The sequence below is a fragment of the Chitinilyticum piscinae genome (assembly GCF_015223195.1).
Classification (GTDB): Bacteria; Pseudomonadota; Gammaproteobacteria; order Burkholderiales; family Chitinibacteraceae; genus Chitinilyticum; species Chitinilyticum piscinae.
Window position 1 is genome coordinate 206,762 of sequence record NZ_JADFUA010000005.1, and the last position, 26,896, is coordinate 233,657.

At 60.7% G+C, this 26,896-nt stretch carries 32 protein-coding genes, 1 tRNA gene, 1 pseudogene and 1 riboswitch; of the genes and pseudogenes, 20 read left to right on the plus strand and 14 right to left on the minus strand.

All coding sequences use genetic code 11. The annotated features are described in order from the left end of the window. Positions 1-18: 18 nt before the first annotated feature. From INR99_RS10465 to INR99_RS10485, 5 genes are all read left to right on the plus strand, one after another. Positions 19-498, plus strand: coding sequence for a YbaK/EbsC family protein (locus INR99_RS10465; RefSeq protein WP_194116293.1), 480 nt, complete (start codon positions 19-21; stop codon positions 496-498). A 62-nt stretch (positions 499-560) separates the two neighbouring features. After that, entirely contained in the window at positions 561-1,433 is an 873-nt protein-coding gene (locus INR99_RS10470) for a beta-1,6-N-acetylglucosaminyltransferase (RefSeq protein WP_194116294.1), read from the plus strand. Positions 1,434-1,477: 44 nt separating this feature from the next. Further along, positions 1,478-2,590 (plus strand): ABC transporter permease, encoded by a 1,113-nt coding sequence (locus tag INR99_RS10475; RefSeq protein ID WP_228098198.1) that lies wholly within the window; start codon positions 1,478-1,480, stop codon positions 2,588-2,590. Between the two features lie 8 nt (positions 2,591-2,598). Continuing rightward, a complete protein-coding gene (locus tag INR99_RS10480; RefSeq protein ID WP_194116296.1) occupies positions 2,599-3,774 on the plus strand; it encodes an ABC transporter permease in 1,176 nt (391 codons plus the stop codon). Positions 3,775-3,812: 38 nt separating this feature from the next. After that, on the plus strand, positions 3,813-5,573 hold the full coding sequence (locus tag INR99_RS10485) for an isomerizing glutamine--fructose-6-phosphate transaminase (protein ID WP_194116297.1): 1,761 nt from the start codon (positions 3,813-3,815) through the stop codon (positions 5,571-5,573). A 44-nt stretch (positions 5,574-5,617) separates the two neighbouring features. Here the strand turns inward: INR99_RS10485 and INR99_RS10490 are convergent. Together INR99_RS10490 and INR99_RS10495 are read right to left on the minus strand one after the other, a co-directional pair. Next, positions 5,618-5,694, minus strand: a tRNA-Arg gene (locus INR99_RS10490). 41 nt (positions 5,695-5,735) lie between these two features. Then, entirely contained in the window at positions 5,736-6,509 is a 774-nt protein-coding gene (locus INR99_RS10495) for a hypothetical protein (RefSeq protein ID WP_194116298.1), read from the minus strand. Between the two features lie 116 nt (positions 6,510-6,625). On the opposite strand from INR99_RS10495, the gene INR99_RS10500 reads away from it, so the two are divergent. Beyond that, positions 6,626-7,360, plus strand: a complete 735-nt coding sequence (locus INR99_RS10500) for a helix-turn-helix domain-containing protein (protein ID WP_194116299.1) — start codon at positions 6,626-6,628, stop codon at positions 7,358-7,360. Positions 7,361-7,398: 38 nt separating this feature from the next. Continuing rightward, on the plus strand, positions 7,399-7,863 hold the full coding sequence (locus INR99_RS10505) for an AtaL-like protein (RefSeq protein WP_194116300.1): 465 nt from the start codon (positions 7,399-7,401) through the stop codon (positions 7,861-7,863). A 72-nt stretch (positions 7,864-7,935) separates the two neighbouring features. Here the strand turns inward: INR99_RS10505 and INR99_RS17715 are convergent, their stop codons facing one another. From INR99_RS17715 to INR99_RS10530, 6 genes and pseudogenes are all read right to left on the minus strand, one after another. Next, positions 7,936-8,055: a DUF2789 family protein gene (locus INR99_RS17715; RefSeq protein WP_265588330.1), complete on the minus strand. Its 120-nt coding sequence runs from the start codon at positions 8,053-8,055 to the stop codon at positions 7,936-7,938. Positions 8,056-8,107: 52 nt separating this feature from the next. Beyond that, a pseudogene (locus INR99_RS17720) lies at positions 8,108-8,164 on the minus strand (hypothetical protein); the annotation flags it as partial. Positions 8,165-8,260: 96 nt separating this feature from the next. Continuing rightward, positions 8,261-8,485: a DUF2061 domain-containing protein gene (locus INR99_RS10515; RefSeq protein WP_194116301.1), complete on the minus strand. Its 225-nt coding sequence runs from the start codon at positions 8,483-8,485 to the stop codon at positions 8,261-8,263. Between the two features lie 283 nt (positions 8,486-8,768). Next, positions 8,769-10,379, minus strand: a complete 1,611-nt coding sequence (locus INR99_RS10520; protein ID WP_194116302.1) for an NAD(P)/FAD-dependent oxidoreductase — start codon at positions 10,377-10,379, stop codon at positions 8,769-8,771. A 120-nt stretch (positions 10,380-10,499) separates the two neighbouring features. Beyond that, a complete protein-coding gene (locus INR99_RS10525) occupies positions 10,500-10,979 on the minus strand; it encodes an FKBP-type peptidyl-prolyl cis-trans isomerase (RefSeq protein ID WP_194116303.1) in 480 nt (159 codons plus the stop codon). Further along, a complete protein-coding gene (locus INR99_RS10530) occupies positions 10,966-11,451 on the minus strand; it encodes a peroxiredoxin (RefSeq protein ID WP_194116304.1) in 486 nt (161 codons plus the stop codon). The genes INR99_RS10525 and INR99_RS10530 overlap by 14 nt, the downstream gene beginning before the upstream one ends. 33 nt (positions 11,452-11,484) lie before the next feature. Here INR99_RS10530 and INR99_RS10535 point away from each other — a divergent pair, with 33 nt between their 5' ends. The 6 genes from INR99_RS10535 (at position 11,485) to INR99_RS10560 (ending at position 16,281) form a co-directional block, all read left to right on the plus strand. After that, complete coding sequence (locus tag INR99_RS10535; RefSeq protein ID WP_228098199.1) at positions 11,485-12,627, plus strand: cupin domain-containing protein; 1,143 nt, start codon at positions 11,485-11,487, stop codon at positions 12,625-12,627. Next, a complete protein-coding gene (locus INR99_RS10540) occupies positions 12,587-13,111 on the plus strand; it encodes a DUF7931 domain-containing protein (RefSeq protein ID WP_194116305.1) in 525 nt (174 codons plus the stop codon). Before INR99_RS10535 ends, INR99_RS10540 begins: the two co-directional genes overlap by 41 nt. A 199-nt stretch (positions 13,112-13,310) precedes the next feature. Next, complete coding sequence (locus INR99_RS10545; RefSeq protein ID WP_194116306.1) at positions 13,311-13,502, plus strand: hypothetical protein; 192 nt, start codon at positions 13,311-13,313, stop codon at positions 13,500-13,502. An 84-nt stretch (positions 13,503-13,586) separates the two neighbouring features. Then, positions 13,587-14,924 carry a TRZ/ATZ family hydrolase gene (locus INR99_RS10550; RefSeq protein WP_194116307.1) on the plus strand — a complete coding sequence of 446 codons (1,338 nt, stop codon included), beginning with the start codon at positions 13,587-13,589 and terminating at the stop codon, positions 14,922-14,924. Further along, positions 14,921-15,631: a bifunctional 2-polyprenyl-6-hydroxyphenol methylase/3-demethylubiquinol 3-O-methyltransferase UbiG gene (ubiG, locus tag INR99_RS10555; RefSeq protein ID WP_194116308.1), complete on the plus strand. Its 711-nt coding sequence runs from the start codon at positions 14,921-14,923 to the stop codon at positions 15,629-15,631. The genes INR99_RS10550 and ubiG overlap by 4 nt, the downstream gene beginning before the upstream one ends. After that, on the plus strand, positions 15,628-16,281 hold the full coding sequence (locus INR99_RS10560) for an HAD family hydrolase (RefSeq protein ID WP_194116309.1): 654 nt from the start codon (positions 15,628-15,630) through the stop codon (positions 16,279-16,281). Before ubiG ends, INR99_RS10560 begins: the two co-directional genes overlap by 4 nt. A gap of 698 nt (positions 16,282-16,979) precedes the next feature. On the opposite strand, the gene INR99_RS10565 is transcribed toward INR99_RS10560, so the two are convergent. Beyond that, on the minus strand, positions 16,980-17,372 hold the full coding sequence (locus INR99_RS10565; protein WP_308431478.1) for a YchJ family protein: 393 nt from the start codon (positions 17,370-17,372) through the stop codon (positions 16,980-16,982). A 92-nt stretch (positions 17,373-17,464) separates the two neighbouring features. Here INR99_RS10565 and INR99_RS10570 point away from each other — a divergent pair, with 92 nt between their 5' ends. Next, complete coding sequence (locus tag INR99_RS10570) at positions 17,465-18,148, plus strand: HAD family hydrolase (protein WP_194116310.1); 684 nt, start codon at positions 17,465-17,467, stop codon at positions 18,146-18,148. A 123-nt stretch (positions 18,149-18,271) separates the two neighbouring features. Continuing rightward, on the plus strand, positions 18,272-19,012 hold the full coding sequence (locus INR99_RS10575; RefSeq protein ID WP_194116311.1) for a CHAD domain-containing protein: 741 nt from the start codon (positions 18,272-18,274) through the stop codon (positions 19,010-19,012). A 4-nt stretch (positions 19,013-19,016) separates the two neighbouring features. Here INR99_RS10575 and INR99_RS10580 read toward each other — a convergent pair whose 3' ends face one another. After that, a complete protein-coding gene (locus INR99_RS10580) occupies positions 19,017-19,856 on the minus strand; it encodes a hypothetical protein (RefSeq protein WP_194116312.1) in 840 nt (279 codons plus the stop codon). Continuing rightward, the gene (gene thiD, locus INR99_RS10585) at positions 19,856-20,674 is read right to left on the minus strand and encodes a bifunctional hydroxymethylpyrimidine kinase/phosphomethylpyrimidine kinase (RefSeq protein WP_194116313.1); all 819 of its coding nucleotides are present in this window, start codon (positions 20,672-20,674) and stop codon (positions 19,856-19,858) included. The genes INR99_RS10580 and thiD overlap by 1 nt, the downstream gene beginning before the upstream one ends. Before the next feature lie 206 nt (positions 20,675-20,880). On the opposite strand from thiD, the gene INR99_RS17725 reads away from it, so the two are divergent. Continuing rightward, positions 20,881-21,654, plus strand: coding sequence for a calcium-binding protein (locus INR99_RS17725; protein WP_194116314.1), 774 nt, complete (start codon positions 20,881-20,883; stop codon positions 21,652-21,654). Positions 21,655-21,708: 54 nt separating this feature from the next. On the opposite strand, the gene thiE is transcribed toward INR99_RS17725, so the two are convergent. Together thiE and thiM are read right to left on the minus strand one after the other, a co-directional pair. Continuing rightward, positions 21,709-22,371, minus strand: a complete 663-nt coding sequence (gene thiE, locus INR99_RS10595) for a thiamine phosphate synthase (protein ID WP_194116315.1) — start codon at positions 22,369-22,371, stop codon at positions 21,709-21,711. Then, positions 22,371-23,183: a hydroxyethylthiazole kinase gene (gene thiM / locus INR99_RS10600; protein ID WP_194116316.1), complete on the minus strand. Its 813-nt coding sequence runs from the start codon at positions 23,181-23,183 to the stop codon at positions 22,371-22,373. The genes thiE and thiM overlap by 1 nt, the downstream gene beginning before the upstream one ends. A gap of 31 nt (positions 23,184-23,214) precedes the next feature. Continuing rightward, positions 23,215-23,319, minus strand: a riboswitch (TPP riboswitch). Between the two features lie 185 nt (positions 23,320-23,504). Here thiM and INR99_RS10605 point away from each other — a divergent pair. Then, positions 23,505-23,717 carry a hypothetical protein gene (locus INR99_RS10605; RefSeq protein WP_194116317.1) on the plus strand — a complete coding sequence of 71 codons (213 nt, stop codon included), beginning with the start codon at positions 23,505-23,507 and terminating at the stop codon, positions 23,715-23,717. 115 nt (positions 23,718-23,832) lie between these two features. Further along, complete coding sequence (locus tag INR99_RS10610) at positions 23,833-24,036, plus strand: hypothetical protein (protein ID WP_194116318.1); 204 nt, start codon at positions 23,833-23,835, stop codon at positions 24,034-24,036. A gap of 123 nt (positions 24,037-24,159) precedes the next feature. Here INR99_RS10610 and INR99_RS10615 read toward each other — a convergent pair whose 3' ends face one another. Beyond that, positions 24,160-25,317, minus strand: a complete 1,158-nt coding sequence (locus INR99_RS10615) for an aminotransferase-like domain-containing protein (RefSeq protein WP_194116319.1) — start codon at positions 25,315-25,317, stop codon at positions 24,160-24,162. A gap of 70 nt (positions 25,318-25,387) precedes the next feature. Between INR99_RS10615 and INR99_RS10620 the strand changes: the two genes are divergently transcribed. Further along, positions 25,388-25,855 (plus strand): MarR family winged helix-turn-helix transcriptional regulator, encoded by a 468-nt coding sequence (locus tag INR99_RS10620; RefSeq protein ID WP_194116320.1) that lies wholly within the window; start codon positions 25,388-25,390, stop codon positions 25,853-25,855. A 90-nt stretch (positions 25,856-25,945) separates the two neighbouring features. Next, positions 25,946-26,878, plus strand: coding sequence for a dihydroorotate oxidase (locus tag INR99_RS10625; protein ID WP_194116321.1), 933 nt, complete (start codon positions 25,946-25,948; stop codon positions 26,876-26,878). Positions 26,879-26,896: the final 18 nt, after the last annotated feature.

A 26,896-nucleotide genomic window follows, 5' to 3' on the forward strand; every position in this document is an offset into this window, starting at 1 on the left:
CCTGAACCGGAATAGCCCATGAGCCTTGCCTCCGTTCGCGCCGAGTTTGCCGCGCGCCAGATCGACCTGCCCATCATCGAGCTTGAAACCAGCACCGCCACCGTCGCGCTGGCCGCCGCCGCACACGGTGTCGAGCCCGGCCGTATCGCCAAAACGCTGGCATTCCGGCTGGCAGACCGTGTCATCCTGCTGGTCGCCAGCGGTGATGCCCGCATCGACAACCGCAAATTCAAGGAGGCCTTTGGCAAGGGGCGCATGCTGCCCGCCGAGGAAGTCGAGGCACTCACCGGGCATCCGGTCGGAGGCGTCTGCCCCTTCGGGCTCGCTACTGCACTACCGGTGTATCTGGACAGCTCGCTCAGACATTTTGACGAAGTCTTGCCCGCTGCCGGCGCCGTGCACAGTGCCGTGCGCCTGAGCCCGTTGCATCTGGCCGAGATCACCGCTGGTAGCTGGGTCGACGTCTGCCAGAGCATCGACGCCGCGCTGCCGGCCTGATTGATACCCAGCACCATATAGCCCTGTAAAACTTATAAATAAAAGCTTTTAGAGCAATACCCATGCGCATCGCCTACCTGATTCTGGCTCACGCCCATCCGCAGCAGCTCGGCCGGCTCGTCGCCCGCCTGGCGGCCCCCGGTGTGCGCTGCTATCTGCACATCGACGCCAATACCGATGATGCAACCTTCGCCAGGATGTGTAGCGCCGCCGAGGCCGCAGGTGATGTCCGCTTCATCGCCCGCCGCCCCTGCCGCTGGGGTGGCTTTTCGCTGGTGGCCGCCACGCTGGATCTGCTGCGCGCCGCCCGGGCCGACGGCTGCGACTGGGCGGTCTTGCTCTCCGGGCAGGATTACCCGCTGAAGAGCCACGCCCAGATCTGTGAACGGCTGGCAAGCGAGGATGTCGCGGGCTGGATCGACCTGCGCAGCGCCCGGCAATTTGACGTCGGCTACCGCTGGCAGCGCTATCACCCTGAAGCCCTGAACCAGACCCGCCGTGGCAAACTGCTGCAGCGCAGCCAGCGTCTGCTGCAAGGGCTGGGCTGGCAGCGCCGGCTGCCCGCACCGCTTGAGGAAATCCGCGCTGGCAGCCAGTGGTGGCTGCTGCGTGCCGATGCAATTGCCGCCGTACTGACACTGTGCGCACAGTACCCCCAGCTGGAACAGTTCTTCGCCAGCACCCTGGTTCCCGACGAGATGTTCTTCCAGACCCTGCTCTGGCATAGCCCGTTGCGCGAGCAACTGCGCAGCGACCCCTTGCGGCATATCGAATGGGCTGACGGCGCGTGGTCGCCGCGCACACTGGAACCCGCCGACCTGCCCACGCTGTACAACAGCCCGGCGCTATTTGCGCGCAAGTTTGCGCCTGACAGCGACTGCACCCGGCAGCTTGACACCCTGCTCGGCATACCTGATCCAGGTATATCGTGCTAACCCTTTTCTTTCGGTTTGCACTGCGCAATACCCTCAGGCACCGTTTGCGCTCGCTACTAACGCTGGCCGGACTCATCGTTGCCATACTGGCCTTCGGCCTGCTGCAGACCATCATTTCGGCATGGTATGCCGGGGTCAATGCTGCCTCGCCAAACCGCCTCATCAGCCGCAACGCCATTTCGCTGACCTTTCCGCTCCCCCTGGCCTACGCCGAACGCATCCGCGCCCAGGAAGGCATCGAGCGCTTGAGCTGGGCCAACTGGTTCGGCGGCGTCTATATCGACGAAAGCAATTTCTTTCCCTCCTTTGCTGTCGATGCCCCCAGTTATTTCGCACTCTATCCCGAGTTCGTACTGCCCGCCGAACAGCAGGCAGCATTCATCCGCGACCGGCGCGGCGCGGTGGTAGGCGCCAAACTGGCAAAACGTTTCGGCTGGGAAGTGGGCGATGTCGTGCCGCTGCGTGGCACCATCTACCCCGGCAACTGGGATTTCGTGGTGCGCGGCATTTATCACGGTCGCGATGCCAGCACGGACGAAAACCAGTTTTTCTTCCAGTGGGATTACCTGAATGAGCGCCTACGCAATACCCTGCCGGGAATGAGCAATCAGGTCGGCATCTACCTGCTGCAGTTGGCGCCGGGACAAAATGCGGCAGGCGTTTCCGTGCGTGTTGATGCCGAATTCCGCAACTCGCTAGCCGAAACCCTGACCGAAACCGAAAAAGCCTTCCAGATGAGCTTTGTCGCGATGACCGGCGCCATTGTGAGCGCCATCGAAATCGTCTCCTACGTCGTCATCCTGATCATCATGGCGGTGATGGCCAACACCATGGCAATGGCCGCCCGCGAGCGCAGCCGCGAATACGCCACACTCAAGGCACTGGGCTTTCCTCCGCACGGCATCGGCATGCTGGTGCTGGCCGAATCCCTGCTGCTGGCTCTGGCCGGCGGCGCCATTGCGGTTGCGCTCACCCCGCCACTGGCCAGCGCCATCAGCCACCAGCTCGAGCAGTTTTTCCCGGTTTTTGCCGTGCAGACTGTCACCATGCAGCACCAGGCTCTGGCGGCACTGGGCATTGGCTGCGTGGCGGCAATACTGCCCGCGCTGCGAGCGATGCGCATCCGCATCACCGATGGCCTGCGAGCCATCGCCTAGGGGGCAACATGCTGCGCGGCGTACCCCTGAGCTATATCGGACGCAATCTGCTGACGCGTCGCCTGACAACCGCCTTGACAGCCGGGGGCATGGCGCTTGTGGTGTTCGTGTTTGCTACCGTGCTAATGCTGGAAGCCGGACTGCGCCAGACGCTGGTCGATACCGGCAGCGCCAGCAATGTCATCGCCATTCGTGCCGGCTCTCAGACCGAAATCCAGAGCGGCCTGCCACTGGCCGAGCTGGATACACTGGCAACCTTGCCGCACATTGCCCGTGACAGTCAGGGCCGGCCGCTCTTGGTGCGCGAAACACTGGTTCTCAATAGCCTTGTCAAGAAAAGCAGCGGCCAGCCCAGCAATGTCACGCTGCGTGGCACCAGCCATACCGGGCTCGCACTGCGGCCGCAGGTACGGATCAGCAGCGGACGGGCATTCCTCCCCGGCAGCAACGAAATCATGGTCGGGCGCAGCATTGCCGAACAGTTTGCCGGCGTTGCCGTGGGCAGCAGCCTGCGTTTTGCACGGCGCGACTGGCTGGTGGTCGGCATTTTCGACGCAGGCAAAACCGGTTTCAATTCGGAAATATGGGGCGACAGCGAGCAGATGCAGCAGGCCTTTCGCCGCAGCGGCGCTTACTCGTCGGCGATTTTCCGCCTCGAGCAGGCCAGCGACTTTCCCAAGGTGGCCAGCGCCGCCGCTGCAGAACGACGCCTGACTGTCGATGTGCAGCCCGAAAATGCATTCTACGCCGGGCAATCCAAAGTCATGGCCACCTTCATCGGCATTCTCGGGCTGACGCTGACGCTGATTTTCTCGATCGGAGCCATTATCGGCGCCATGATCACGATGTATTCGTCAGTGGCCAGCCGGGTCAACGAAATCGGTGCATTGCGGGCGATGGGATTTCGCCGCAGCCGGATTCTGACCGCCTTCCTGCTGGAATCCCTGCTGCTCAGCCTGCTCGGAGGCATGACAGGGCTGCTGCTGGCAAGCGGCATGCAGTTCTTCACGATTTCGACGATGAACTGGCAAACCTTTTCCGAACTGGCGTTCAGCTTCGCGCTCACGCCAGCGATCATGCTGCAAAGCCTGCTGTTTGCGCTGACGATGGGCTTTCTGGGCGGCTTTCTTCCTGCGCTGCGGGCGTCTAGGATGAAGATTGTGGATGCCCTGCGCACGGCCTGATTGCGCCCCGGTGGCATCCGGAACCCGTGGACTCCCGCATGCCCGAATTGACCGCCCTGTGCGCCGCACATGACATCCTGCCCGCCGTTGCCGACCTGCTGCCCAAGCAGGCAGCGCCCGACCGCCACTATGCCCTGCAATTTGCCAGCGCTGCCGGCACTGGCAGCCAGAGCGGCACACTTGCATCCTACGCACCACCCGCTGGCGTTCGCAGCCTGTGGGCGATGGCGGTACATGGCAGCGCGCCACAACTGCAGCAGGCCAGCGACAATACACTGGTCATCAATGCCATCGGCGTGCTGGAAAATCATGCCGAACAGGCAAGCAACTGCGGACTTCCCCCTGACACGCCACTGGCTGCACTCCTGCTGGCGCGCCTGAATGCCCTGCGTGCCGACAGATCCCTGACCGAGGCACTTCTGCAATTGCGCCAGCAGCTGCATGGCTATCTGGCCTTCATCGTGCTGGAAACACAGGCCGCGGATCAGTTCTTCATTTGCAGCCTGGGCTGGCCACTCTATCTGGGCATCCGCAACCGCGATCTGCACATTTGTACGACCGAACTGGCACTGGCACGCGACATTGCCGACCAGATCCATACGGTGCAGAGCGGCGTACTGCTCCGCTTCGGCCCGCATGGCTCGGCCAGCCTGCATGGCGATGGCTCGGAACACCCGCTGATACTGCTGGCACCCGCCCAGCTCGGCAAGTTCCCCCACTTCATGCTGGAAGAAATTTATGCGCAGCCGGCCATACTGGCGGCGTTGGCCGCCCGCAGCCAGCAAGGGCTCTCTCCCGTATCTCCGGCACTACGCAGCGACCTCGCCCATGTAACGCATGTACTGCTGCTGGCCTGCGGGTCCAGCTTTCACAGCGCCCAGGTGGCCAGCTACTGGCTGGAAAGCCTCGGGGGTGTAACCGTACAAGTCGAGCTTACCAGCGAATACCGCTACCGCGACTCACTGCCCCCGCCACAGACCCTGGTGATTGCCATTTCCCAATCCGGCGAAACGGCTGATACGCTGGCCTCGCTGCGGCACACGCAGGCACAGGGGCTGAGCGCGTCGGTCGCCATTACCAACACCCCGGGCAGCAGCATCACCCGGCTCGCACGCCATCATCTGCTTACGCTGGCCGGGCTGGAGCGGGCCATTTTTTCGACCAAGACCTTCACCGCGCAGCTGCTGATGCTCTACCAGCTGGCACTGGCACTGGGCGAAGCACGCGGGCGACTGGGGCCGGAAAGACTGGCCCTGGCAAAACAGGAAATGGCCAGGCTGCCGGCACTGGTAAACGCCACGCTGCAGCTGGCACCACAAATCCGGGAATGGGCGCAGCAACTGGCACAACGCCATAGCCTGTTCGTAATTGGCCGCAACATGCACTACCCGGTTGCCATGGAAGGCGCATTCAAACTGAAGGAAGTTGCCTATCTGCATGCCGAGGGTTACCCGGCCGGCGAACTCAAGCACGGCCCCATTACCATGGTTGACAGCACACTGCCGGTCATTGCCTGCCTGCCGTGGAACAACCATGCCGAAAAGGCGCTTGCCAACCTGCAGGAAGTCCGTGCCCGCAATGGCGAAATTTTCGCCTTCAGCGATGCCGCGCTGGCTCCGGTCGAGCGCCTGCACGTCATCCGTGTACCAGGCGGACTCAACGACCTCAGCCCGATCATCTACACGGTGGCCCTGCAGCTGTTCGCGTATTACTGCGGTGTGGCGCGCGGCAACAATATCGACACACCGCGCAACCTGGCCAAGTCGCTTAGCAGCGATCAACCATCCGGACAGCGCTGAAACGCAAAAAGCCGCTTGCAAGAGCAAGCGGCTTTTCTGAATGCTGGCGCACCCGGAGCGATTCGAACGCCCGACCCTTTGGTTCGTAGCCAAATACTCTATCCAACTGAGCTACGGGTGCGCGGATCTGGAAAACAAAGTCTGTTTCACAGAGAGGCCGAACTATACCCAAGCCGGCCGCTGTTGGCAAGCCCCATTTGATAAGTGATGGCCACGACGGTAGGCCAGCACCAGCAGGATGCATGCCACGGTGGCAAACAGGTGCTTGAGCGTATGTCCGGACAAATGGCCAGAGAGCGCCACAAACCAGGCTTGGTCATGCAACTCGGCGATCTTGGCCAGCACATAACCGAGCGACGCGGCCAGTACCAGCTGCTGTTCGCCGCGGCTGCGTTGCAGTTGCCAGTACCATAATGGAAGCAGCAAGAGGGGCAGCAGCTGCAACATCAGATAAGGACGCAAATCCGCCGTCCACTGCCACCACCAGACCCCCGAGACGGCCCAGAATACCAGCCACAACGCAGGCCAGATCGCGCGTACCCGTCCATGCAGCTCCGAGCCCACTCCTGCCAGCAGGCCGGCGCAAGCAAGCGCAATCGGCAAGCGATCCCACACCAGCGTCTGATCGTCCGGATGCAGGTGATACCAGCTGGAGCCCAGCCCCGTCAGTGCCACACCGGCATAGGCCAGCAACCAGCCAGCTCGACCACCTGCGGGCGGCACACGCCGCAGCACTTCAAATACCCCCCAGAGGCCAGCCAGCAGAAAGCCCAGATTCGACAACACATCCGCGGCATTGGGCAAACCTTCCCAGCTTCGGCGGTCAGCGAAATCGTGATAGTTCGCATACTGGGCAATCGGACCATGCACAGCAAGCAGCAGCATGATCACACAGGCCAGCCCCAGTGCGGGGCGCAAGCGTTGACAGGCAGACACGAGGAGCTCCTTCAAGCGATGACAGACACAAGCTTGCGCCAAATGGCAGCAAACACCAACAAAGCTGTCATTCATGGCAAAATTTGCACTCTCCCGTTGCAGGATATGCGCCCTTCATGCAAGAAACCGAACAAATGCTGCAGTTCCTGCGCAAGCGACTCAAGGCGCAGGGCATCACGCAGAAAGACCTCGCCGCACGCCTGGATGTCTCGGAAGCCAGCATCAAGCGGATGTTTGCCAGCCCTCGAGTGACACTCGAGCGGCTTGCGGAAGTCTGTGCCCTGGCGGGCATGAGCATTGCCGAGCTGGCCCAGGAAACAGCAATGCAAAGCGAGAAGCTGCCGCAACTGAGCGAGCAGCAGGAACGCGAGGTTGTGGCCGACCTGAAGCTGCTGCTGGTCGCCGTGTGCGTGCTCAATCACTGGAGCATGGACGACATTTTCCGGGCCTTCCAGCTGACCGAGCCCGAGCTGATTCTGGCACTGACACGACTGGACCGCATCGGCCTGATCGACCTGCTGCCGGGCAACCGCATCCGGCTGAAGGTCTCGCGCGATTTCCGCTGGCTGCCCAACGGCCCGATCCAGACGTTTTTCCGCGAACGCGCCGAGCACGACTACCTCAGTGCCCCGTTTCCGCCCGGGCAATACGTATTCACCCAGGGCATGCTCACCGATGCGGCCCGCCAGCGCGTCACCAAACTGCTGGAAAAGGTACGTCAGGAGTTCTCGGAGCAGCATCGCGCCAGCCTGCAGCAGCCACTGGAGGAAAGGCATGGCACCGGGCTGTTGCTGGCGATGCGCGAGTGGGAGCCATCGGCATTCAGTGCGCTGCGTCGCCGTTCCTGCTGATCGGCAGCGTATAATCAGGTTTTGCTCCGGATAGTCCCATGCGTCACGAACACCTCATCCAGGTCAATGATCTCAGCAATCCGCATACACCATGCCTGACGCGCAATCAGCTCTGGCAGGGGCTGGTGCTGCGCGCCCGCGAACCGCAGCGCTTCATGGAGCAGCTCGATGGCGTCATAATTCTGGGTGAAGGCGAAGGCTGGATCCGGCGTGAAATGCGCTTCGGCAAGATGGCGGTGGTCGACCACATCGTTTTCACCCACGAAACATCAGTGCACTATCAAACGGAAGCTGGCGTTGATCACGCCGGCGGAACTCTGGTCATGCTGATCGAGGAGCCGGAGACGGAGTCGCTGTTTGTCCGCTTCCGCTATGACACACCACACGAGGTACCGGAGGGCGAACGCCATCTGCTGAATTACGTCCGTCAGGCCTGGCAGGACAATGATCTGGCGACCGTGCAACTGATCCGCCAGCTCGCCGCCGAAGGACTGCTGGGCTAATCGTCGCATACGCCATCATGTATATGGCTATTCATGATGTTTTTCGTGAATAACCAGGCAATACCCCGCAATTCACCGACTCAGCAACACGGCCAGTTCATCGACGACTTCGGCCCATTCGGAATCCTCCATCAAAGCCTGGCGCAGGAAGTCGGCCTGCGAGGGGCGCCAGAAGGACGCCTCGGGGGCCAACCCCCGCAGCCAGTGGATGGCTGGCGATGAAGGCCCGAATCTCCGTTGCAGCCGTGGGCAGCCCAAGTTGGGCAAAAAGTCCCGGCAGATCGGTATGCAAAGCTTCCATCGTGGCCTCCTCGCCTTTTTCACAGCCTTAGCCAGCGGCGCGCCGCACGCCGGCCACAAGAGGCACGGGCAGACGGATGGCGCCAGATGCCTGCCTTCAATGTGCCGGGTGGCCAAAGTGCATTGGCTGCGCGGCCGCAGTCTGTCCGCGGCGCAGACGAATGCGCTCCCAGATTTTCTCGTGGAAATGGTACGCCACGGTATTCACCATCGGTTCGACCAGTGCCAGCAGGCTGGCCACACCGAAACTGCCGGTCAGCACATAGGCAACAGCAAACGCCACGGAAAAGTGGGTCACGGCAAAGGTGGTGGTCTTGAGCATGGCGATCTCCTCATGTGCGATTAAGTTAATGATATACATTATCAACAAAACTCATGATTGATCATTGCCACTGCCGTGATAGCTACATGCTATACATCCCGCGCCCAGTGAGAACCCTTCCAGCCCGATCGAATGGGGCTCACTGAACCACGCGACAATGCATGATGGGTATACGCGCACAAGGCCTATTTCATAAGGCCTTCAGAAACATACCCATCAAATTACGACACAATTACCCGGACGCACTCGCGACAATGCCGCAACAGGTCGCCGGCCCGATGGTTCAGCTCCGGGCGATGGCCAGTGCCACGGCTTCCGCCAGCTTGATGCCGTCGACACCGGCCGACAGAATCCCGCCCGCATAACCAGCACCTTCGCCGCCCGGATACAGGCCGCGCACATTCAGGCTCTGGAAATCATCGCCTCGAGTGATGCGCAACGGCGAAGACGTGCGGGTTTCCACGCCGGTCAGCACCGCATCATGCATGTCATAGCCGCGGATTTTCTTGGCCATTTCCGGAATCGCCTCGCGCATGGCGGCAATGGCGAAATCCGGCAAGGCACTGCTCAGATCGGTCCAGGTCACCCCGGGCTTGTAGGACGGCTCGACCGAGCCGACCGCCGTCGACGGGCGGCCTGCGAGAAAATCTCCCACCAGCTGCGCCGGCGCGTTGTAATTGCTGCCGCCCAGCACAAACGCGTGGCTTTCCAGCGCCCGCTGGAATTCGATCCCGGCCAGTGCTCCGCCCGGATAATCACTGGGGTCGATGCTGACCACCAGCCCCGAATTGGCATTGCGCTCGTTGCGCGAATACTGGCTCATGCCATTGGTGACCACCCGCCCTTCTTCGCTGGTCGCCGCCACCACAGTGCCGCCCGGGCACATGCAGAAGCTGTAGACCGCCCGGCCGTTCGCCGCGTGGTGCACCAGCTTGTAGTCTGCGGCACCCAGAATTTCATTGCCGGCATACTTGCCCCAGCGCGCCTTGTCGATCAGTGACTGCGGGTGCTCGATGCGAAAGCCCACCGAGAAGGGTTTGGGCTCCATGAATACGCCGCGTTCATGCAGCATCGCGAAGGTGTCACGGGCGCTGTGCCCCAGCGCCAAGACCACGTGCTCGCTGAACAATTCGCTGCCGTCGGCCAGGCGGACGCCACGCAACTGCTTCTGGCCATCGCGCTCGTCGATGATCAGATCGTCAACGCGGGACTCGAAGCGAATCTCGCCCCCCAGGGCGATGATCTCGGCACGCATTTTCTCAACCATGCCGACCAGCTTGAAAGTACCAATGTGCGGCTTGGCCAGCCAGAGGATTTCTTCGGGGGCACCGGCCTTGACGAATTCTTCCATGACCTTGCGACCGAGATGACGCGGGTCCTTGATCTGGCTGTAGAGCTTGCCGTCCGAGAACGTGCCTGCCCCACCTTCGCCATACTGCACGTTCGATTCCGGATTCAGAATGTGCTTGCGCCACAGCCCCCAGGTATCCTGCGTGCGCTTGCGCACTTCGCGACCGCGCTCGAGCACGATGGGCTTGAAGCCCATCTGGGCCAGCAGCAGTGCAGCGAAAATCCCGCAGGGCCCGAAGCCGACCACCAGCGGGCGCTGCGGCAGGGCGGCCGGTGCCTGCGCAACATAGTGGTAACTCATGTCCGGAGTCGGCCCGACATGCGGATCCGCCTTGAATTTCGCCAGAATCTTGCCTTCGCCGGCCACCTCGGCATCGATGATGTAGGTAAGCATCATGTGCGACTTGCGCGCATCGAAGCTGCGCTTGTGCACACTGAAGCCAAGCAGGTCCTCGGCGCGGATTTTCAGCCGCTGGAGGATCGCGGCAGACAGTTCTTCGGAGGTATGTTCCAGTGGCAGCTTGAGTTCGGCGATACGGAGCATGGGGTCATCCTGGTGGTTGGTGGTTAGTCAACAGAGCAAACAAGCCGGCATTACAAACACCCTGCCGGCCAAAAAGACAAAACCCGCCGCAGCGGGCGGGTTCTGTTCAGGCGCATCCGCTTAGTGGTGATGGCCGTGGGCGCCGTGCACGTGACCGTGCGCGATTTCTTCGTCGTTGGCCGAACGCACCTCGGTCACCTTGGCGACAAAGCGGATGGTCATGCCGGCAAACGGGTGGTTGGCATCGACGACAACCTTGTTGCCGTCGATTTCGGTGACGCGGAACACCAGCAGATCGCCGGAAACCGGATCATCGGCCTCAAACATCATGCCGACTTCGACGTCGGACGGGAAAACGTCTTTTTCTTCTTCGCGCACCAGATCCGGATCGAATTCGCCAAAGGCATCATCCGGTTGCATGGTTACTTCGACGCTGTCGCCGATCCCCTTGCCGTGCAGGGCCTCTTCGACCAGCGGCAGGATGTTGTCGTAGCCGCCGTGCAGATACGCAATCGGCTCCTCGGTCTGGTCGAGAAGGTTGTTCTCGGCGTCGTACATCTGATAGTGGAGAGTCACGACGGAATTTTTAGCGATCTGCATTGAGCTGTCCTAACTGTTTAACGTAAGCGAAAACTTCGGCCGCATGCCCTTTGGGCTGCACATGATACAGGGCAAGGCGGATAACGCCCGCCTTGTCGATGACAAAGGTCGAACGTTCGATGCCATATCTTACCATGCCCTGCGCCTGCCATTCGGTCAGTACATGGTAAAGCCTGCTGACCTCGCCTTCGGTATCGGCCAGCAGGTCGAAATCCAGCCCCTCCTCTTCGCGGAAGGCTTCGTGCGCCAGACAGTCATCAAGGCTGACCCCGAGCACCACCGTATCATGCCGGGCAAATTCAGCCAGCAGTTCATTGAATTCGACCGCCTCGGTAATCCCTCCCGGGGTGTGATCCTTGTTGAAAAAATACAGCACGATGTTTGCAGTTTCGCGAAAAGAAGAGAGCCGCAGCAGCTCCATCCTTGCATCGGGCAGTTCGAAATCGGGGGCCAGATCACCGGCTTGCAGCATGGCTTCTCCAGTCGGGGCATAATGCTTGTTGTTATGAATTACGTTATAGAGCAGGAAATGGGTTTGCAATTACTGGGTGGCCTCACCCCTGAAGAATTCCTCCGCGACTACTGGCAGAAAAAACCGCTGCTGATCCGTCAGGCTGTCACCGACTTCCCAGGCATGATCGATCTGGCCGGCCTCACCCGGCTCGCGCAGCGTGACGACGTGGAAAGCCGCCTGATCGAGCAGCGCAACGGCAAATGGAAACTGGAACACGGCCCGTTCAACAAGGCACGTTTCAACCGCCTGCCAGACAGCGACTGGACCATTCTGGTCAGCAACATGAACCACCTCGACCCCGCGATGGATGAACTGCTGCAGCGCTTCAACTTCCTGCCCTACACCCGGCTGGATGACCTGATGATTTCCTGGGCACCGCCGGGCGGCTCGGTCGGCCCGCACTATGACAGCTACGATGTGTTTTTGTTGCAGGTTGGCGGCCAGAAGCAATGGCAGATTTCCAGCGATGACGAGGGCAATTTCATCGAGGATGCGCCCATCCGCGTACTGCGCGATTTCCATCCCGAACAGGAATGGGTGCTGGAACACGGCGACATGCTGTACCTGCCACCCAAATATGCCCACCACGGCATCGCCCTTACCTCGGGGATGACCTGGTCCATCGGCTTTCGGGCCCCGCGCACGCAGGAAATCGCGGTGAAATTTCTCGAATTCCTGCAGGACGAAATCTGTCTCGAAGGCATGTACAGCGACCCCGATCGCCAGCCGACCAGTGAGCCGGGCCGCATTGATGATGAGTTTGTCGCCAGCATCACCGCGATGCTGCAGAAAGTGCAGTGGGACGAAAGCACCATCCGCCGCTTCGTCGGGCGTTACTTCACCGAACCCAAACCGCATGTCTTTTTCACGCCACCGGCGCGTGAGCTGGATTTTGACGACTTTGCCGAACAGCTGGCCTGCCATGGCATCCGCCTGGACAGCAAGAGCCAGCTCCTGTTCGAGGGTGAACAGTTCTATCTGAACGGCGAAGAGCTTGACTGCGAGCCCGAATGCCACCCCGCCTTGCAGCAGCTGGCTCACCAGCGCCGGCTGGATGCAGGCAATTACGATGACGCATTGCAGGAGTTGCTGTATGAGCAATACCAGCTTGGATACCTCCACCCCGCATCCTGAGCAAGACGGCGAACCAGTTAAGTTTGCCGACTATACCTCGTACAGGCAGGCATTTCTCGCAACGCTCGCACAGGCTCGCAGCAGCCTGATCCTGTGCGAGCGTGATTTCAGCGAGAGCCCGCTGGGCAGCCTTGACGCCGAAGCATTGATCCAGAGCTTTCTGACGCAGCCGGGCAACCCGCAATTGCGCCTGCTCTGCTTCGATGTCGCGCACCTCGCCGGCGCCTGCCCGCGCTTCACCCGCCTGCTGGATCGCTTCGCTCATCGTCTGTTGTTGCAACGCGTCGACAGTGAGGCCCTCTGCCAGTGGGATAAAGGCTTTATCGTTGCAGACGGACAACACTATCTGCTGCGCCACCACTTCGACTGGCCTCGTGGCGAAACCGGAAAAAACACCAGCATAATCAGGCAACTGGAACGGTCATTTGAAGAAATGTGGCAAATTTCCGCACCGGATCTGGCCTGGCAGCGACTGTCGCTCTAGGTGTCGCTTTGGAGGTGGGAAGACAGGGTGCATATCAGTACACGACGTTACACTTCGCCCCCTGTACTGTACCGGCAACTTCGGTAGTATTCGCCACATCGGTTGACCAGTGATGCCGTCAAGTTTAAGGCAATCGATCTCGGTCGATTTGCCGACAAAAACACTCTGTGTATTCACATCTTTCAAAGGTAGATAAAAAATGAAGAAGTCCCTGCTCGTTGCTGCTCTGTTCGCCCTGGGTCTGGTTGCTTGCGGCAAGAAAGAAGAAGCTCCGGTAGCTTCCGCTGTTGTTGAAGCTTCCGCTCCGGTTGCTTCCGAAGTTGCTTCCGCTCCGGCTGCTTCCGAAGTTGCTGTTGCTTCCGACGCTTCCGCTGCTTCCGCTGCTCAGTAATTCGAGCCCGGCAGTGCAAAAAGCCGACCGCAAGGTCGGCTTTTTTCGTTTCTGATGTCCGGAAAACGCCTCTCAGGATCATTCATGCCCCGTCTGCAGGCCCTCTACCCGCGCTGGCTTATCCAGCCCCACTCCCGCACGGCTCTCGAACAGCACGCACTTATCATTCGCGAGAACCGCATCCACGACATTTTGCCAGCCGCTGCGGCGCGCGTGCAGTATCAGGATGCCGATGCAGTCAGCCTGCCCGAGCATGCCCTGCTCCCCGGACTGATCAATTTGCACTGCCATGCCGCAATGACACTGCTGCGCGGCTACGCCGACGATCTGGTACTGATGGACTGGCTGCAGCAGCACATCTGGCCTGCGGAAGCGCGGCATGTCAGTGACGAATTCGTTTTCGACGGCACCCAGCTGGCGATTACCGAGCTGATCGCCGGCGGCGTAACCTGCACCAACGACATGTATTTCCACCACGATGCCGTCGCGCGAGCGGCCATCGATGCACATTACCGCATGGTCGTGGGTTGCTCGATTCTGGAATTCCCCACGCCCTACGCCAGCGATGCCGACGCCTATATCAGCAAGGCGCTGACCTGCCGCGACCAGTTTGCCGGCGAGCAACTGGTGAGTTTCACTCTGGCACCACATGCACCCTACACCGTCAGCGATGCCACCTTCCGTCGCGTGATCACGCTGGCCGACGAGCTGGGAATGGGCATTCACTGCCACATCCATGAAACACAGGATGAAATCGCCGGCAGCCTTAATGAGCACGGCGTGCGGCCGCTGGAGCGCCTGGCGCGACTGGGACTGCTGGGCAGCCAGCTGGTCGCCGCGCACATGGTGCATGTCACCGATGCGGAAATGGACCTGCTAGCCAGACACGGCGTCAGCGTCGCGCATAATCCGGCGTCGAATCTGAAACTGGCGTCGGGCTTTGCCCCTGTCGCGGCGCTGCAACGCCACGGCGTGAATGTCGGGCTTGGCACCGACGGCGCCGCCAGCAACAACAAACTCGACCTGTTTGCCGATCTGCGGCTGGCTGCTCTGCTGGCCAAGGCCACCGACCATAACCCGACCGCGCTACCGGCATGGGATGCCCTGCAGATGGCAACGAACAACGGTGCGGCCGCACTCGGCCTTCAGGACCAGATTGGCAGTCTGTTACCGGGGCTTCAGGCCGACGTGATTGCCGTCAGCCTCGCAGCAAGCGGCGCACAGCCGTGTTACGATCCGGTATCGCAGCTGGTGTACGCCACTGACCGCAGCCAGGTCAGCGACGTCTGGATCGCCGGACGCCGCGTCTTTGCCGAACACCAGCACACCGGGCCGATTGCCACTCGCGCACTGGCTGCCGCACAACGCTGGCAGGCCCGAATCATCGCCAACAGGGATGCCGCAGACAGGACCATCGCATGACCGAGCAACAGATCAACGTCGACGCCGCCGAAATCGCCAAATTTTCCGCACTGGCCCACAAATGGTGGGACAAGACCAGCGAGTTCAAGCCGCTGCATGAAATCAACCCTTTGCGCATCGGCTACATCGACGAATACGCCGGTATCAACGGTAAGACCATCCTCGACGTCGGTTGCGGTGGCGGCATTTTGTCAGAGGGACTCGCAGAACGCGGCGCCAGCGTAACCGGCATCGATCTGGCGGAAAAATCGCTGAAAGTCGCCAAGATGCACCTGTTCGAATCGGGGCTCACAGTTGACTACCGCTGCGTGCCGGTAGAAGAACACGCCGAAGCCCAGCCGGAAAGCTACGACGTCGTCACCTGCCTGGAAATGCTGGAACATGTGCCGCAACCGGCCAGCGTGATCGCAGCCTGCGCTCGGCTGGTCAAGCCGGGCGGCTGGGTCTTTTTCTCGACGCTGAACCGTAATGCCAAGGCTTATCTGCTAGCCGTGATCGGCGCCGAATACGTGCTGAACATGCTGCCGCGCGGGACGCATGACTACGGCAAATTCATCAAACCGTCCGAACTGGGCCGCATGGCGCGGCTGGCAGGACTGGAAACCGCCGATGTGCGCGGCATGCACTACAACCCGCTCACGCAGATCTACAGCCTCGGCGGCGACACCGATGTCAATTACCTGATGGCCTGCCGGAAACCGCTATGATCCGCGCCGTTCTCTTCGATCTTGACGGCACACTGGCCGATACCGCCCCCGATCTGGGTGCGGCACTGAACCGCCTGCTGGCCGAAGAAGGCCGGCCGGCACAGCCTTACACCGCCATCCGGCCAGTCGCCAGCCACGGCGCACGCGGCCTGCTGGAACTGGGTTTTGGCATCGGCCCGGCCGATGCCGAGTTTGCCAGCCTGCGCGAGCGCTTCCTGCGGCACTACGAAACAGCGCTGTGCGAAGAAACGCGGCTGTTTGACGGGGTGAACGAGCTGATTACCGCTCTGGGCGAACGCGGCCTGAAATGGGGTATCGTCACCAACAAGCCGATGCGCTACACCGACCCGTTGATTGAAATACTCCCCCTCCCTATCGCCCCGCAGACCTGTGTTTCCGGTGATACGGTCGGCATACCCAAGCCAGACCCCAAGCCGATGCTGCATGCCGCTGCAGAATTGGGAATTGACCCGGCCGAATGCCTCTATGTGGGTGATGCCGAACGTGATATTGAGGCTGGGCGGCGGGTCGGCATGACCACCGTTCTGGCCAGCTACGGCTACATCAGCAGCAGCGACGAGCCGCAGCGCTGGGGCGCCGATCTCGCCATCAATCATCCACTGGAGCTGCTCGCACACCTGCCGGGCTGATCCAGCTGACTCCAAAGCAAAGCCGGGCTTGTCCCGGCTTTTGTTTTGCCTGCGCGCAGAAAATGCACAAAAAAAACCCGGCGGATTTGCATCGGCCGGGCACAGGAGGATGAGGAGTCGATAACACAACGGCTTGCGCCGTAGAAAACCAGTAGCTCGCGCTACCTAACAGCATGTGGCTTGCGCCACGAAACAGATCACAGGAATTCGATCATCCGGAGATATCACTCCGGGAGGGCCTTACAGGGAGCGGGTCAGCTGCCAGCCGTAAGCCTTGACTACCATCTGCTGAGCAAATTCAGCATTCTTTACCAGCTTCATCAGAGTACGCATTTCAATTCTCCTTCGGTGCTCCGCGCCCTTCTGGGGCCTGGAGGCTTTCATCAGTGGTGTCGGTTTGTCGACAGAACGAACTTTATCAAAACTACCAAAACAGTGCAAGTGTTTTTGTAGGCAAACTACATGATTTTCAACGTAACGCAATGTATTTGACTACACTTTAAATGTAATAGTCGTTATTTATCAGCTACTTGCGGTGTAGGTATAACAATTTCACGAACCAATCGTAGCGTAGCAATACTACGCGCTTGTGACGTATTCACACTTTTGGTGCACTGCTCTGCCTCAGGATGGCGCAAACAACAACGCCGTGGCGGCGGCAACCGGCACGGCGTTGTGGCAGGGCTTCTGCGGGGAGCCTAATCGCTGACGTCACCATCCACATAAAACCAGCGCCCGTCTTCGCGTACAAAACGGCTGTGCTCTTCCATGCGATAGGCGCGTCCGCCCACCTTGTAGCGGGCCACAAACGCCACCACGCCGCGCTCACCATCCGTCTCGGCAAGTTTTACCGCCAGCCCAAGCCATTTCGGGCGAGGTTCCTCACCCAATGCCAATGCCTCGGGACGGGTCGATGCATGCCAGGTGGCGAGCAGGTAGGATTCAAGCTCCAGCACATAGGCGCTGTAGCGCGAGCGCATCAGCCGCTCGGGGTCAGGTGCGGCCTCTCCGGCATGAAAACGGCCGCAACACAGCGGCAAGGCGTGGCCGGAGCCACAGGGACAGAGATCGGCAGGCGGAGTTTTCTTCACGGGCACAGTATGTAGTAATGCTACGAATGGATCCGGCGCACAGCCGTAGTACACTACGCGCCGGCCAGACCCGATTATAGACAGGAAGTATGATGCAGCACGCCTATCCGCACCACCCCGCGATCCGCGCCGCCATTTTCGACATGGATGGACTGATGCTCGACACCGAGCGCATTGCCATCCGTGCGTGGGAAGCTGCTTCACAGGAACTGGCCGTATCGCTGGGGGATGACGCCATCTACGGCATGGTTGGCATGCATTCAAGCAAGATTGCCGCGCATCTCGCCGAATACCTGTCCGATTCCGGCGTGATCCGCGACCTGATCGACTGCACGCACCGCCACTACCAGGCCCTCACCGACGCACCGATCCCGCACAAGGCCGGCATCATCACCATGCTCGAATGGCTGAAAGCCTGCGGCCTGCCCTGCGCCGTCGCCACATCCACCCGCCGCAGTATCGCCGAACATCACCTCAAGGCCGCCGGCCTGTGGCCCTATTTCAGTGCGACCGTGTGCGGTGACGAAGTCAGCCAGCCCAAGCCGGCGCCGGAAATCTACCAGACAGCTGCTGCGCGGCTGGGGCAAGCGCCGCAAGCCTGCCTAGCCTTCGAGGATTCCAACTTCGGCGTGCGCGCCGCCCATGCAGCCGGTTGCCAGGTCATCATGATTCCGGACCTGAAACAGCCGACCACGGAGACCCTGGCACTGGGGATGCCGGTCGTCAGTGACCTGCAGGCGGCGCACGCACTGGCACAACAATGGCTAGGCCATTAATACACCCAACCCCATAGCTCCATAAGCTCCTGGCAGCAGGGCCTACAGCCTCATACCCGACAACTGTATCGCCAGTCTCAGTCTGGACTAGACTGAACCCAGACCGTTCCGGAGATCAGGGACATGCAGGATCGCTTGCAGCAGGTGGAAACACAGCTGGTGACAGAGATCGCACGCTGCCGCTCGCGCCTGCTGCGCAACTACGACGACGAGGTACTGCACGAGTTGCGTGTAGCCATACGAACCCTGCGTGCGCTGCTGCCACTGCGACAACCCAAAGCTCGTGATCGGGCTCTGCGCCGGCGCTGGCGCCAGATGGCAAAACTGACCGATGCCGCCCGCGATCTCGATGTGCTGGCGGATCTGCTGGCCGGGCTGCAGCCACAGCATCCGCAGCTTGCAGCGCTGCGTTCGGCTGCGGCGCGGGAGCACCGGGTCGTAGTGGCCGAGCTGAGCCGGCGGCGCTGGCAGGGTCTGTTGCAGGCAACAAGACAGCGGCCAGAACAAAAGAAAGGCACCACCTCGAAGCGCTTTGTCCGACGCCGGCAAAAACTGCAGCGACAGCTGCGCCGGCAATTGCCGCGATTAAGCCCGGCCAGCAGCAGCGCGGCTTGGCACCGGCTCAGATTAACCATCAAGCGACTACGCTATCTGCAGGAAGCCGGCGCCCTGCTGGCCCAACCGCCTGCGCCAGCCGGCCAGCTGAAAAAACTGCAGACCCTGCTGGGCGAGCTGCACGACCTGGACAATTTGCAGCAGCAACTCGACTGCGATACGGGATTGGCAACGCTGATCAGCCCCCGTCGTGCAGCCTTGCTGCAAAACATCGCCGACATCCTCCCGGCGCTGCCGACACTCGCGTAACCTATCAGCCGGAGACATCCGGCGACGACCGCGCCGGCTTCTCGATGCCCCGCGGCGGCCCCTGCTCGGGCGCAGGCGCAATCGGCGGTACCGGCCGACCGCGCAGCACCCAGCCCAGATGCACGATAACACCGAGCAGCAGCAAGACCACAAGCAGTGCAACCAGCAACAGACCAATGCCAGACCAGGACCACAGCGGCAAGCCGGCCGGCCAGAGCGCCCGGGCCAGCAGCCAGCATGCCGGAAAGAACAAGCCCAGCCCCGGCGCCAGCGGCACAAGCCGTTCCTCACTGCTCTGCTGCCAGAGCAGAAACAGCATCCCCAGCAGCAAGCAGCCTGCCAGCACCCAGCCCTGCCAAGGCAGCAGAAGGACCAGCAGCACGCAGCCCAGCAGCAGCAGACACCAGCCAAGCACACCCACTAAAAACCGCATATCCCTGCCCGGCAGCAGGATCGTTGGCGACTCACCCCGCAGCAGCCGAGCTGCCAGCTGCGCCCACAGCGGCAACAAAAACCAGAATGGCAACAAGACCAGCACGGCCAGCAACGTCACTAAAGGGCCGGGAATCGCCGCCAGCCAGGGCGCTGCCGGCTGAGAACCGCTCAAGCGGTCATACAGGTAGAAACAGGAAAAGCCGCTCCCCAGCAGCAGTAACCAGCCGGTCGCCTTAAGCAATTCACGCTGCCAGTATTCACCAGCGAGCAGCAGCAGCCAGAAACCGGCCAAGACCAGCACGCCCAGCGGCCAGGCAGCCAGCGTGGCTAGAGGAAACAGGAAAAATCCTGCCAGCAGCATAAGCAGAAAGGCCAGCAGTTGCAGCAGCAGCTTCGCCAGCTCGCGCATTACCACCACGCATGAAAATGATGGACCGGACCGATGCCGTGGCCGACCTGCAAGCGCTCGGCGTTGGCAATCGCCTGCAGCAGCCAGGCCTTGGCGTGCTGTACCGTCGCGGCCCAGTCAGCGCACTGCGGGCGCAGCGCCGCCAGCGCCGCCGACAAGGTGCAGCCGGTGCCGTGCGTATGCCGCGTCGGAATGCGCCGCGCCGGAAAACTGAGCGGCTCCTGCCCCGCCACCAGCAGCCAGTCCGGGCATTCATCACCCGGCAGGTGACCGCCCTTCATCAGCACCGCCTTTGCCCCCAGCGCCAACAGCGCTTCGCCCTGGCACAGCATCTCGTCTTCGGTCTGCGCTTCGGCACAATCCAGCAGCGCCGCTGCTTCCGGCAAATTGGGCGTAATCAGGCTCGCCAGTGGCAACAGTTGCTCGCGGATACCGGCCACCGCATCGGGCAGCAGCAGCGCATGCCCGCCCTTGGCGATCATCACCGTATCGACCACCACAAAGCGCGGCTGCCAGCGCTGCAGGCTCTCGGCCACCGCGGACACAATCTGCGCATTCGCCAACATGCCGAGTTTCACGCTGTCGATACGGATGTCGCTGAACACCGCATCCAGCTGCGCGTGCACGAACTCCGGAGGCACCGGATGCACGGCCGACACCCCGCGCGTATTCTGCGCCGTAAGCGCCGTAATCACGCTCATGCCATACGCACCCAGCGCGGAAAAGGTTTTTAGATCAGCCTGGATGCCAGCACCACCGCCGGAATCGGAACCGGCGATGGTCAGGGCATGGGGGATGGGGCGGTCGGGGGCGTTCATGCTACACCTCACAATTGCTTACGCAATTTGACATTTTACAAAAAAACAACTATAAGCTCTATGCATTACTACTCGAAACTTTAATTAACCTCAAATTCGATTTTCAAATAAAGAACGCGAACAATAACAACTTTTAAAATCAACAATAGCAACAAAACAGAAGCATCAAACAATCCAATCCAACAATCAACGAAAAGGAATTTGCAATGGCAATTGCAACCGCATACAAAGCAATCAACATGAACACTGGATCATTCGTCGATGATGATCAAGCAACATATATTGGTGATTACCAAATCACGCTACAGAACGGGTTGGAAAAACAAAACTTCTATGGCAAATTTTATGACAGCGATTTTCTGCCAACGGGCACCGTCAGCAAAATCAATGAATATTACAGCACAAGCAAACTATATGAAATATCCGGACTAAGTCATGATGCGTATAAAATAGCCAACTATATTCTTGGCAACGACTTCAAAGGCATGTTGTCATACATTTTCGCTGGTAACGACACATTCAACGGCTCGGCTTATAGCGATGTTGTGAATGGCTATGCCGGCAGCGACAAGCTCTATGGAAATGCCGGAAGCGATGTCCTCAATGGGGGCCTTGGCAACGACATCCTCACTGGGGGGGCTGGCCGTGACATACTCACAGGCAGCACCGGCTATGATACTTTCGATTTTAACAGCCTGACCGAATCAGGACTGACCTCGACTACGCGCGATATCATCACCGACTTCATTCGCGGTCAAGACAAGATCGATCTCCGCACAATTGATGCCAATACCGCAACAACCTCGGTAAACGATACATTTACCGGTCTTATCAGCAGTTCAGCGGCCTTTTCCAAGGCAGGTCAGTTAAAAATAACTGCGGGGGTACTCTATCTCAACACCGACAGCGATAGCGCAGCTGAAATGTCGATTCAACTGACCGGCATCAGCAGCCTTGCCAACAGTGATTTCTATCTGTAACCAAGGCAAGGAAATGGACGTGGTTGCAAGACATCCACGTCCAGCAACAAACGATCAAGCAACACAACTGCCCGCCACAATCTCCGCCAGCAATCCCGTTGCCGCGCCCCGCACATCACCCTGCCCGCAAATTGCCGACACCACCGCCACACCATCGGCGCCAGCCGCGATCACTGGTGCGCACAGGCCGGCCTTAATGCCGCCAATCGCCACCGCCGGCAGTGGCTTGCTCTGCATCAGGCGCGCGAACTCATCCAGCCCCAGCGAAGGCGCTGCGTCTTTCTTGGTGCCCGTCGGGTATACCGGCCCGACGCCGATATAGTCTACGATAGCAGCCGATACCCCCTGCTGGTGTGCCAGATTATTGGTCGAGAGCCCCAGAATCTTGTCCGGGCCGATCAAAGCGCGCACCACGTCGGCGGGAATATCGCTCTGGCCGACGTGCACGCCGTCGGCATCCACCGCCAGCGCGATGTCGACGTGATCGTTGATGATCAGCGGCACGCCGCTGCCCGCCAAGACCGCTTTCAGTTCGCGCGCGCACAGCAGCCAGTCGCGCTTTTTCCACTGCGGCGCACGCAGCTGCACCACCGTCACGCCGCCGGCGACGGCTTGCTCGGTGGTGCTGACCATGCCGGCCAGACCGCCGCACAGCTCGGGGTCGAGCACCAGATACAACGACAGATCAATCGGATTCAGTTCACGTTGTGAAGGCATCAGGCATTGTCCTCGGCGGTGCGCAACTGTGCCGGCGCAATCACCGTCAGCGCATCGAGGAAGGACATCTTGAACGAGCCAGTGCCTTCCGAACAATCGAAGGCCCGCTCGCCACATACGCCCAAGATGCCGCAGGCGGCAGCCACCGCCAGCAGGCGATCCGGCGCGTCGGCCAGGAAGGCGGCCACCACTGCCGACAGCGCACAACCAGTGCCGACCACCCGGGTCATCCGCACATGCCCCCAGAGGGTGGCCAGCACGCGCTCACCATCCGTGATGTAATCGGTTTCGCCGGTTACCGCGACAATCGCACCGGTATCCCGCGCCAGCTGTTTGGCGGCCTTCACGGCGCTTTGCGATGACGCCGTGCTGTCGACGCCACGTCCACCGGCAGCCAGCCCGGCCAGCGCCAGAATTTCCGAGGCATTGCCGCGAATGGCGGCTGGCTTGAATGCCAGCAGCTCGCGCGCGGCATCCGAGCGGTAGGAGAGCACGCCAACCGCCACCGGGTCGAGCACCCAGGGCGTGCCAGCCTTCTGCGCAGCAGCAGCCGCAATCTTCATCGCGGCCAAGCGCGCCGGATAGAGGGTGCCGACGTTGATCAGGAGGGCGGAGGCGATGGCGGCGAATTCGCCGGCTTCTTCCTCGGCGACGATCATGGCGGGGGCCGCGCCGATGGCGAGCAGCACATTGGCAGTGAATTCCTGTACCACCTCGTTGGTCATCACATGCACGAGGGGGGTATTGTCACGCAAGCGCTGCAATTCGCCTGCCAGCTGCTGATAGGTAACGGGAGTATGTGTAATTGTCATGGCGCGCCTCTGCGTGGCCGGCAGCAAAGTCCGGCTAGCGCCATGACTTCCCTCCGCCGGTATGATCCGGATCAGGTATGCGGGTGTCATCTCAGCCACCAGTGATTTCCGACCGGCGGCACCCCGAGTCTTGCCGCAGATTGTCCGGCGCGGCAGCAGGCGGGGTCAAGGGTGGTCGCAGGCAAACTGCAGCGGGCTTGATCCAGATCGGGAGAAACAGACGGATGGCAATTTCGCACCGTGGCAGGACGGAAAGGGCCGGTCTAGGCTCAAACCTGCTGCACCTACCCGCAGCGCCATCCCGATGCAAGGAGCCCGAAGATGAGCGGTTTGAATATCGATGTGAATATCGATAAGCACCTCAATGCCACACTGGTGGTCGAATGCCCGGAATGCGGGCATGAAATCACCCACCACCTGAAAACGCTGACGCCGGACAGCATCCTGCCCTGCACCTGCGGCACGCGCATCGGGCTGAGTGACCAGCACCTCAGGCGGGCCCAGTCGCTGCACACGCAAAGCATTGCGCGTTAAGCCCTTATATCCATGGGGTTTTACCTTTTGTCTGTCTTACGGCCAGCCTTCTTTAGGATGCAGTATCGTGCAGTAACGCAGGCACCCAACCTGGCTTCAGACCAAGGAGAACCCCATGCACGCCCCACTGTTCGGCAGTACCCCGCACGACTGGCTTCATGAGATGTCCACCCCGGACCTGATGCGGCTGGCACACGGGCTTTCGCGGCTACAGATCAGCCAGCCCAGCGCCTTTATCGTCTTCAAGGCCAAAAGCATGCAGGATGCCATCCAGTGCATCCTGATGGAGCGGGCTGCGCAGGAGAGCACCGCCGCCTGAATATGCGCTGGCGCAGCCGCTCCTCCCCGGTGTGTGCAAGGCCTGCTGGCACAGCTAGCCTTGCACGCGCCTAGGGTCGCCTTCACCGACTGACCACAACAGCACCGGGCGACCTGCCGGCAATCAGCCGGCCTGGTGCAACCGCTTTGCGAGCAGAGCCAAGCCGGTATCGATGCGGCCGGCATCCGCGTGACTGAAATTCAGCCGCAGATAGCTGCTTCCTGCCGGCGCGGCAAAGAAGGCAGAGCCGGGCATGACGGCCACGCGATCGCATTCGAGCAAATCGCGCATCAGCGCCAGCGTGTCACACGGACGCTGCAATTCCAGCCAGAAAAACAGGCCACCTTGCGGTAGCATCCAGCTGGCGAGCCCCGCTAGATGCCGCGACAGGCTTGCCGCCATGGCATCCCGGCGTGCACGGTACAACGGCAGGATGCGTGCCAGATGCCGCTGCAGCCTGCCCTGCTGCAGCGCCTCAAGCACCAGCAATTGCGACAGGCGGTTGCTATGCAGATCGGCAGCCTGCTTCAGGCGCAGCAGATGCGGAAACAGCTCCCGGTGCGCCACCAGATAGCCCAGCCGCAAACCGGGTGCCAGTATCTTGGAAAACGAGCCCTGATATACCCAAGGCGTCTGCTTCAGATGCGCAACCAGCGGAGCGGGCGCGGGGGCGTCGTACGCCAGATCGCGATAGGGATCATCTTCGAACACCACCGTCCCGCTGCGGTCCAGCTTTGCGGCCCAACGCTGCCGTTCTGCGGCAGACAGGCAGTGTCCGGTTGGATTCTGAAAGGTCGGATTCAGATATACCATGCAGGGATTATGGCCCAAGGCCTTATCCATTGCCGAATCAGCATCAATACCCATCCCCTGCTCCAAGCCATGCAGCTCGGCACCAAACAAGCGAAAGGCCTGCAGCGCCGCCAGATAGGTCGGGGACTCGAGCAGCACGGAACGGCCAGGTTCGATCAGCAGCTTGGCCAGCAGGTCGATGCCTTGCTGCGAGCCATTCAGAATCAGGACCTGCTCAGCGCTGCAGGGCAGTCCTTGCGCACGCAGCTGGCCGGCAACCTGCTCGCGCAGCGCCGGCTCGCCTTCCGATGGCCCGTATTGCAAGGCCTGCGCCACCATCGCCGGATCCAGTGCCGCAAGCTCCGGCTGATACAGTGCCTCCGTGGCCGGCAGGCCACCGGCAAAGGAGATCACGTCGGGGCTCGCAGCAGCGGCGAGAATGTCGCGCACCAGCGAAGAGGTCAATCGGTCGATGCGGGTTGCCAGCATACTTGCTACCTCGGATTAATTGGTCAACAATATTGACCAATATAACACCACAACGCCCAATTAAGTCAACATGATTGACCAAAACCCATCACAGACCGAGCTTGACCAGGCATTGGAGCTGATTTTCTATGCCCAGCGCGCCATCACCGCCGAGCCGGATGCCATGCTCGCGCAGTACGAATGGGGGCGCGTGCATCATCGTATCCTCTATTTCGTGGCCCGCTATCCCGGCATCACCCAGCAGGCACTGCTCGGTATCCTCGGCGTGAGCAAGCAGGCGCTGCACGGTCCAATGAAACAACTGAGCCAGGCGGGCCTGATCGTCAGCAAACCAGCCGGGCATGACCGGCGCGCCCGCTGCCTGACCCTCACCCCAACCGGAATTGATCTTGAACAAAGCCTGAGCAATCCGCAGCGGCAACTGCTTGCGCGGGTCTTTCAAAGCCTGGGCAATTCAGTTACGGTGAATTGGGTAACCACCATGCAGGCGCTGAGTGCCCATCTGCGTCAACCACCCCGGACCGAAGCAGGCGATTAAGGCGGGGTTTCTTGACGGGGCTCACGGCAGCTGTGACACCAATTTCATAAGATGGCCAACACACCAATCACGGCCGAGAGGGAGCTTGCCATGCCCGATTTACGCACCGAATTTCTAGACCTGCCGCTTGCCAATCCGCTGATGAATGCGTCCGGAGTCTGGTGTAGCGTTGCTTCGCAGCTGGAAGCACTGGCGGAATGCGCAGCCGGTGCCATGGTGACCAAAAGCTGCACGCTTGCACAGCGTGACGGGAATCCCGAGCCGCGCTACCGTGCCACGCCTTGGGGCAGCATCAACTCGATGGGTTTGCCCAACGAAGGCTTTCCGTACTATCTGAATTACGCCCGCTGCCACGACTATGAGCGCAAGCCGCTGTTCATGTCCCTGGCCGGCCTCACACTCGATGACAATCTCACCATGGTTGCCGAGCTGCGCGAGGCGGTCACACCGGTCATCATGGAGCTGAATCTCTCCTGCCCGAATGTTCCCGGCAAGGCGCAGGTGGGTTACGACTTCGAAGCGATGGATACCTTCATCCACGAAATTGCCGATGCCTATGATCGTCCGTTTGGCGTAAAGCTCCCGCCCTACTTCGATATCGCGCATTTCGACGAAGCCGCCGCGATTCTGAATGCCTATCCGCAGATTGCCTTTGTCACCTGCATCAATTCGATCGGCAACGGGCTGGTAATCGATCCCGTCAGCGAAACCGTGGTCATCCGCCCCAAGGATGGGTTTGGCGGTATTGGCGGGGATTTTGTACTTCCGACAGCGCTGGCCAATGTGAATGCCTTCTTCCGGCGCTGCCCGGACAAAAAGATCATCGGCTGCGGCGGCGTGCGCAGCGGCGAACAGGTCTTCCTGCACCTGCTGGCCGGCGCGGCACTGGTACAAGTCGGCACGCAACTGTTCGAAGAAGGTCCGCTGATCTTCCCGCGCCTGCTGGAGGAACTGCAAGCCATCATGACGGCCAAGGGCTATGACCGCATCACAGACTTCCAGGGCAAACTGAAGACCCTGTAACGGCTTTGTGAGTCAAGG